This is a genomic window from Thioalkalivibrio sp. XN8 (assembly GCF_011058255.1).
Classification (GTDB): Bacteria; Pseudomonadota; Gammaproteobacteria; order Steroidobacterales; family XN24; genus XN24.
On the sequence record NZ_JAALFH010000049.1, the window covers coordinates 45,941 to 52,729 of the forward strand.

Here is a 6,789-nt window from a genome sequence, read left to right on the forward strand (position 1 = left end):
GGACGGCGGGGCTGGATGGCCGCCAGAATTCTACTGCAGACATCGCCGCCTGCCCACCCGAACGGCGCGCTGCCGGGCCGTTGCCGGGCCGCTTCAGAGGGAGCGCCAGTCCAGCCCGTGGTGCTGGCGCGCCACCGCGATCTCTTCGGGCGGGCAGTCCAGCACCGTCGCCAGCGCCCTCTGTGCCAGCAGGGGCCGGTTGTTGTGGTCCGAGAGATGCAGCGCCACCAGGTGCCGCAGGCGGGCGATGTCGAGCTGCGCGAGCAGCTCCGCCGCCTGGGCATTGGAAAGGTGGCCCAGATCGCCGCCGACCCGCCGCTTCAGGGCCTCCGGGTACGGCCCCCGGGCGAGCATGCCCGCGTCGTGGTTGCACTCCAGCGCCAGCGCGTCGCAGCCCTGCAGGCTGGCGACCACGTGCGGCGTGACGCGGCCCAGGTCGGTGACGATGCCCAGCTTCACCGCGCCGTCGCCGAACAGGAACTGGCAGGGCTCGCGGGCATCGTGCGGCACCGGCACCGGCGTCACCTCGAAGGGACCGAGCGCCAGCGGCTCGTGGGCGTTGATCAGCTCCAGTCGCGGCGGCGGCGTCAGGCGAAAGCCCCGGGCCGTGCCGGCCGTCGCCAGCACCCGGATACCGTGGCGGGCCGCCAGGCGGGCGACGCCGCCGATGTGGTCGGCATGCTCGTGGGTGACGAAAATCGCCTCGATGTCCTCCGGCGCCCGCCCGAGCTGGGCCAGCCTCGACCGGGCCGCTTTCAGCCCGAGCCCGCAGTCGATCATGACGCAGCAGCCGTCGGCCTCGACCAGCGCGGCATTGCCGCGGCTGCCACTGGCCAGCCAGGCGAAACGCACCGGCGCGGCCTACTTGCCCGCCGAGGAATCGCCGCCCGGGGCATAGACCGGCAGCGGGAACTGGGCGACGTTGCTCCCCTCCACCGCGCTGATCTTGCTGATCCCCTGCTGCTCCACCTCGTCCACCCGCAGCACGGAATGAAGCGGGATGTAACTGCGCCGGACGCCCGCAAATTCGGACCGGATCCGTTCCTCCGCGGGGTCGACCACGACCGAGCTGCGCTCGCCGAAGACGAGCTCCTCGACCGCGAGAAAGCCGAACAGCTCGCCCTGGGACACGGACCGGGCATAGATCTCGTAGACCTTGCCCTGGTTGAGAAACAGCACCTTGAAGATTCGCTTGCTGGTCATCGCGCTCACTGTCGGGGAGTAGATTCGGGGCCGAATACCCGGCGTTTCGTGATGCAGTTCACATAATGCAGCATTGTGGCCCGGCCGGAGTTCAACTATTTTTGCCCCATGGGTCCGCAAGTCAATGTTTCGCCGGATGGAATATGCCGCTTACGCTGAAGATCACCAGCAAGCAGAAGCACATCCTGGGTTCGGACAGCGTGCGGGTATTCACTGTGCATGGCGGCTCCATCGGGCGGGCCCCGGACAACGACTGGGTGCTGCCCGATCCTGACCGGTTCATCTCGGGCCATCATGCCAGCATAGATTATCGCGACGGCGCGTATTTCCTGCGCGACACCAGCACCAACGGCGTCTACGTCAACCACTCCGAGCAGCCGGTAGGCCGGGGCACCCCGATCCGGCTCTACGACGGCGACGAGCTGCGCATGGGCGACTACCAGTTCCGCGCCAGCATCATCGAGATCAGCCAGGACGAAGAGGAAGCGCGCGGCCCGCGGTTGCGGCGCAAGGAAGAAGACCCGGCCAAGCTGTCCGTGAAGCTGCTGAGCGAGCACGCCGGCGACCAGGAGGACGAGATGGTGGCGACCGTCCGCTTCGCGGACGCCGGGCTCGACACCCAGACCGAGGTCGACCGCGACAAGGTCGCCGCTCTGAAGCAGGCCGAGTCCGCGCTCCTCTCGACCGGCGATGCGCTGGAACTCGACGCCGGCACGGCGGGGGGCGCGCCGGCACCGGCCGGGACCGGCCGCCGCGATTTCACCGAGGCCGTCCGGCTGTTGCTCGAGCACGCGGGGCTGGAAGCCAGCAGCGTGTCGCGCGCGGACGAAGAGGAAATCATCGCCACGGCCGGGCGCATGCTGAACGCCGCGGCCGAAGGCCTGCGGGCCCTGTTGCAGCAGCGGGGCTTCACCAAGAGCCAGTTCCGGATCAGCCAGACCGGATTCCAGGAGGCCGGCAACAATCCGCTCAAGCTCGCCCCGACGAGCCGGGAAGCGCTGGAGCAGATGTTCAACCTGCGGGAGGAGAGCGATCCCGGCGCCTACCTCGGCCCGCTGGAAGCGGTCGACAATGCCGTCCGCGACCTGCGCATCCACCAGTCGGCTACGCTCAAGGCCATGCAGGTCGCGGTCCGCGACCTCCTCGACCGCCTGGACCCGGAAACGCTCGAGGAGCGGTTCAAGCAGGGCGCCAAGCCCGCCGGGCTGCTGGGCGGCTCGCCGAAAGCCCGCTACTGGGACCTGTACCAGGACGCCTATCGGTCCATCGCCGGCTTCGCCGACGAGAACTTCGCGTCGGTGATCGGGGCGCGGTTCGCCGACGCCTACGATCGCGAGGTCCAGCTGGCCGCTACGCGCGAAGGGCGCAACCGGAAGCGGAGCTAGTTCTCGCCGGCCAGGAGCCCGGGCGCCGCGCCCCCGTTTTCCGCGCGGCGCGCGATGGCCGTCGTCATCCGCTTGAAGATGAGCCCGTGGAAGGGCTCCAGCGGGTACCAGTACAGCAGGCCCCAGGCGCCCTTGGGATGCCAGTAGGCGGTCGCCGTGATGCGGGTGCCCCGGCCCTCGGGCTCCAGCTCGAACTCCAGGATGCCCGCGCCCGGCGCCTTCATGCCGAACAAGAGCGTGAGACGGCGTTCCGGCTCCAGCCCGATGACATGCCACGAGTCCACGGTGTCGCCGACCCGCAGCTCGGCCGCATTGCGCCGGCCGCGGCTCGTGCCCGGGCCGCCGATGAACCAGTCGGCCAGTTCCCGCAGCGTCCACAGCAGGTCCAGGGCGTAATAGCGGTTCTTCCCGCCGATGGCCGTCACCACGCGCCAGACCTCGGCCGGCGTCGCCGTCGTCACCGCGCTGCCGGAACTGCGCTTGGCATAGTAGGCGTAGTCCTGCCGGTAGTTGCGGTACATCAGCGCGCCCTCGGTCCAGCGGGACGCGACGGCGTTCTGCCGCTCCGCCTCCAGCGCCGCGCTCACCGCCTCGCGGTAGTCCAGCAGGCGTTGCGGCACCAGCCGCCGCAGCGGCTCCGGGTCGGCCGGGATCTCGTGGGCGAGCCCGCCGATGAGCGCCCGCGCCACCGGTGTCGGCACTGCGGTGACCAGCCCCAGCCAGTAAGACGACAGCGTGGGCGACAGCACCGGCACCGGCACGATGAAGGGCCGCCGCCCGACCAGTTCGCCGTAGCTGCGCATCAGCTCCTCGTAGGACAGCATCTCGGGCCCGGCGGCGTCGTAGATCCGGCCGGCGCTCTCCTCGTGCTCCGGGATGCGGACCAGGTATTCCAGCAGGTTGTCGAGCGCGATCGGCGGCGTGCGCGCCCGCACCCAGCGCGGCGTGACCATCCCGGGCAGGGCGTTGACCAGGTCGCGGATCACCTCGAAGGCCGCCGAGCCGGGACCGACGATGATGCCGGCGCGGATCTCCGTGACGGGCACGCTGCCGTGGCGCAGCCGGTCGCCCGTCTCCTGGCGGGAGACGAGGTGCTCGGATTTCGCGCCCTCCGGGATCAGGCCGCCGAGATAGACGATACGGCGCACGCCGGCGCGCTCGGCCGCCGCCGCGAAATTGCCGGCGCACTCCAGGTCGATCCGGCCGAAATCCTCGCCGGCCGCCATGGAATGCACCAGGTAATAGGCGGTATCGACCCCCTGCAGCACGGGCTCGAGACTGTCCGGCTCGAGCGCGTCGGCGGACCTGCGCTCGACCGCCTCCCAGCCCGGGCGATCCAGCGCCGCGACGTCGCGGGAGACGGCGCGGACCTTGCGGCCGGCTTCGAGCAGCCGCGGCACCAGGTGCCCCCCGATATAGCCGCTGGCGCCGAACACCAGGTTGAGGGGCTGGCGGCGGGCCATCAGGCGGCTTCTTTCACGTAGGAGAGATTGCCCGGCTCGAAGCGCTGCGGCCCGATGCCGAACAGCTGCCAGGCCTCGCTGCCGTCACAGGCGTTGCCTTCCAGCAGCATGGTGAGCTGGGCCCGCGTCACCGGGAACCAGGCGAAGCGGTCGAACAGGGCTGCCGCGGCGCGAGTCAGGGCCACCGGCGTCGGCACCTTGAACTTCCGCTTCCCGGCCGCGGCGGCGATGATGTCCAGGATCTCGCGCCATTCCGGCGCCTGCGGCCCGCCGAGAGGGAAGATGCGACCGACGCTGGCCGGCGTCTCGAGCGCGCGAACGAACGCTTCGGCCACGTTCTCCACCGCGACCGGCGACATGCGGAAGCGGCCCGCGTCCGTGGGCAGCAGCCCCTCGTGGAACAGCGGGGCCGGGATCGGCGGCGCCAGCATCTGCGCGTACAGCATGCTGCAGAACTCCTCGCGACCGCGCGGCTCGCCGAACACGACCGAGGGCCGGAACACCGTCCAGTCGAGGCCGCTCGCGGCGAGGTACTGCTCGGCGCGCCACTTCGTGGACTGGTAACCCGTGCCGTCGGGCTTGACGCCGTTGGCGCTCATCAGGATGAACCGCTGCACGCCGGCGCGCGACGCCGCGTCCATGGCTCGCACCGCGCCCTCGTAATGCATTTTTTCCCAGGTGATGCCCTGGCGGGGGAACTCGCGGATCAGGCCGATGTTGTAGATCGCGGCGTCGGCGCCGGCCAGGCACTCCGCCACGGCGCCGGCATCCTCGATCTCGCCGGGCACGATCTCGCAGCGCTCCGTCTGCACCACCCTGGACTCGCTGCCGGGCCGCACCAGCAGCCGTGGCGTGTGGCCGTGGGCTACCAGCGTGTCGACGAGATAGCTGCCGACGAAGCCCGTGCCGCCGAACAGGGCGACTTTCATGCCTTGCTCCCTGCGCCCGGCACCGGGCACGTCCCGCTGCTGCAGCGCTTTTCGAACCTGCCCCGACTGTGCCAGCGATAGGCCCGGTCGAACAAGCGCCGCAGTCCCGCAGCCCGCACCAGCCGCGACACCCAGCGCCAGCCCGGCAGCTGGTCCCACAGCAGCAGGAAGGCGTCGCCGCCTGCCACCAGCCGGCCCGAGCGGTCGCGCACGTGCAGGGTTTCCATCGCCGCCGCGAAGCTCACGCCCTCGGGCGCCAGGGCCTCGGGCTGTTCCATGAGGTCCACCCACTCGGTGCGCCGCGCCCAGTCCCGGCCCCGCCAGTGGGCCGCGCCGGCGGCGCACACCGGGCAGCCGCTGTCGAAGTAAACGATCGTTTTCATGGCCGTGCTTTCGTGCCGGAAGGGGTGGCCGGATTCGGGTTCTTGCCGCCCGCCGGGCCCTGCCTTAAGGTACCCCGGCCAACAGCCAGGGGCGCGCAGCGTGTCAGACCTTTCCCGTACCTTCGGCAGCCAGGAAGTCGATCCGCGCGAGCGCGAGCAGCTCGTGCGCGACGTGTTCCGGCGCGTGGCGCGGCGCTACGACCTGATGAACGACCTGATGAGTTGCGGCATCCACCGGCTGTGGAAACGCTCCATGGCCTGGGCAGTGAACCCGGGGCCCGGCCAGTGCATCGTGGACCTCGCCGGCGGCACCGGCGACATCGCGCACCGCCTCGCCGGCGTGGATCGCCAGGTGATCGTGGTGGATCCGAGTTACGAGATGATGGCCGCCGGGCGCGACAGCCGGCACCACGCCCTGCGCTGGGTCGCCGGCACGGCCGAGCAGATGCCCTTGCCGGACGCCAGCGTCGACGCCGTCACCATCGCCTTCGGCATCCGCAACGTCACCCGCATCGAGGACGCACTGGCCGAGATCCTGCGCGTGCTCAAGCCCGGCGGCCGGCTGCTGTGCCTCGAGTTCTCCCGCGTGCAGGGGCCCCTGCGGGTGCCCTACGAGTTCTACAACCGCTGGGCCATCCCCGCCATCGGCACCATGGTGGCCGGCGATACCTCCGCCTATCGTTACCTGGTGGAATCCATCCGCCGCTTCCCGGACCAGCAGGCCTTCTGCGGCATCCTGCGCGAAGCCGGGTTCACCGACGTCTGGTATCGCAACTACAGCATGGGGATCGCGGCGCTGCACGTCGGCTCCCGGCCGGCATGACCACTCTCCCCGCCCCGCTCGCCGCACTGGCGCGGCGACCCGCGGCGGATCCCGTCCTGAGCTGGCCCGGCGGCGTACTGGGCGCCGGCGAGCTGCGGGCGCGCATCGCCGCGCGCGCAGAGGCACTGCGAAGTTCGGCGAAGGCCGCCGGCCCGGTGCCCGTAGCAGCGCAGGACCCGGTCGAATGCATCATCGAGGTGCTGGCCGGATTGTCACTGGGCCAGCCAGTTGCAGTCCTGGACCCGGGCCGTCCCGGACTGGCCGCCGCCCTGCAGGACCTTGCCCCCGGCGCCGAGGCCGGGCCGGCGCTGTGGGTGCCGACCAGCGGCACCACCGGCGCGGCGCGCACCGCCATGCTCCCGGCCGCCGCCCTGGACGCCCATGTCGCGGCCAGTGCGCAGGTGCTGCCGGCCCTCGGTCCCGGCGACCGCTGGCTGCTCTGCCTGCCGCCGCACACCATTGGCGCCCTGGCCGCGCTGTGGCGGGCGCTCGTGGCCGGCGCCGCGCTGGCCTTGCTGCCCCGTTTCGACCCGGCCGCGGCGCGGGTCCTGATGGCCGCAGGCGCCAGCCACGTCTCGGTGGTGCCGGCCATGCTGGCGCCGT

At 71.2% G+C, this 6,789-nt stretch carries 8 protein-coding genes; 3 read left to right on the forward strand and 5 right to left on the reverse strand.

Annotated features, from left to right (window positions below; translation table 11 throughout):
• Positions 1–93 precede the first annotated feature (93 nt).
• Together G6N75_RS05465 and G6N75_RS05470 are read right to left on the reverse strand one after the other, a co-directional pair.
• Positions 94–852 (reverse strand): MBL fold metallo-hydrolase, encoded by a 759-nt coding sequence (locus G6N75_RS05465; RefSeq protein WP_165347342.1) that lies wholly within the window; start codon positions 850–852, stop codon positions 94–96.
• Between the two features lie 9 nt (positions 853–861).
• Entirely contained in the window at positions 862–1,203 is a 342-nt protein-coding gene (locus G6N75_RS05470) for a DUF1820 family protein (protein WP_165347343.1), read from the reverse strand.
• Between the two features lie 143 nt (positions 1,204–1,346).
• Between G6N75_RS05470 and tagH the strand changes: the two genes are divergently transcribed.
• A complete protein-coding gene (tagH, locus tag G6N75_RS05475) occupies positions 1,347–2,588 on the forward strand; it encodes a type VI secretion system-associated FHA domain protein TagH (RefSeq protein ID WP_165347344.1) in 1,242 nt (413 codons plus the stop codon).
• Here tagH and G6N75_RS05480 read toward each other — a convergent pair.
• From G6N75_RS05480 to G6N75_RS05490, 3 genes are read right to left on the reverse strand one after another with little or no spacing between them, the layout of a single operon-like run.
• On the reverse strand, positions 2,585–4,051 hold the full coding sequence (locus G6N75_RS05480) for an SDR family oxidoreductase (protein ID WP_165347345.1): 1,467 nt from the start codon (positions 4,049–4,051) through the stop codon (positions 2,585–2,587). The genes tagH and G6N75_RS05480 overlap by 4 nt on opposite strands.
• Positions 4,051–4,980 carry an NAD(P)H-binding protein gene (locus tag G6N75_RS05485; RefSeq protein ID WP_165347346.1) on the reverse strand — a complete coding sequence of 310 codons (930 nt, stop codon included), beginning with the start codon at positions 4,978–4,980 and terminating at the stop codon, positions 4,051–4,053. Before G6N75_RS05485 ends, G6N75_RS05480 begins: the two co-directional genes overlap by 1 nt.
• On the reverse strand, positions 4,977–5,363 hold the full coding sequence (locus tag G6N75_RS05490) for a DUF393 domain-containing protein (RefSeq protein WP_165347347.1): 387 nt from the start codon (positions 5,361–5,363) through the stop codon (positions 4,977–4,979). The genes G6N75_RS05485 and G6N75_RS05490 overlap by 4 nt, the downstream gene beginning before the upstream one ends.
• Before the next feature lie 100 nt (positions 5,364–5,463).
• Here G6N75_RS05490 and G6N75_RS05495 point away from each other — a divergent pair, with 100 nt between their 5' ends.
• Entirely contained in the window at positions 5,464–6,186 is a 723-nt protein-coding gene (locus G6N75_RS05495; protein ID WP_165347348.1) for a class I SAM-dependent methyltransferase, read from the forward strand.
• Positions 6,183–6,789 (forward strand): AMP-binding protein (locus G6N75_RS05500; protein ID WP_165347349.1); only part of this gene is annotated, 607 nt, incomplete at its 3' end. The genes G6N75_RS05495 and G6N75_RS05500, both read left to right, overlap by 4 nt.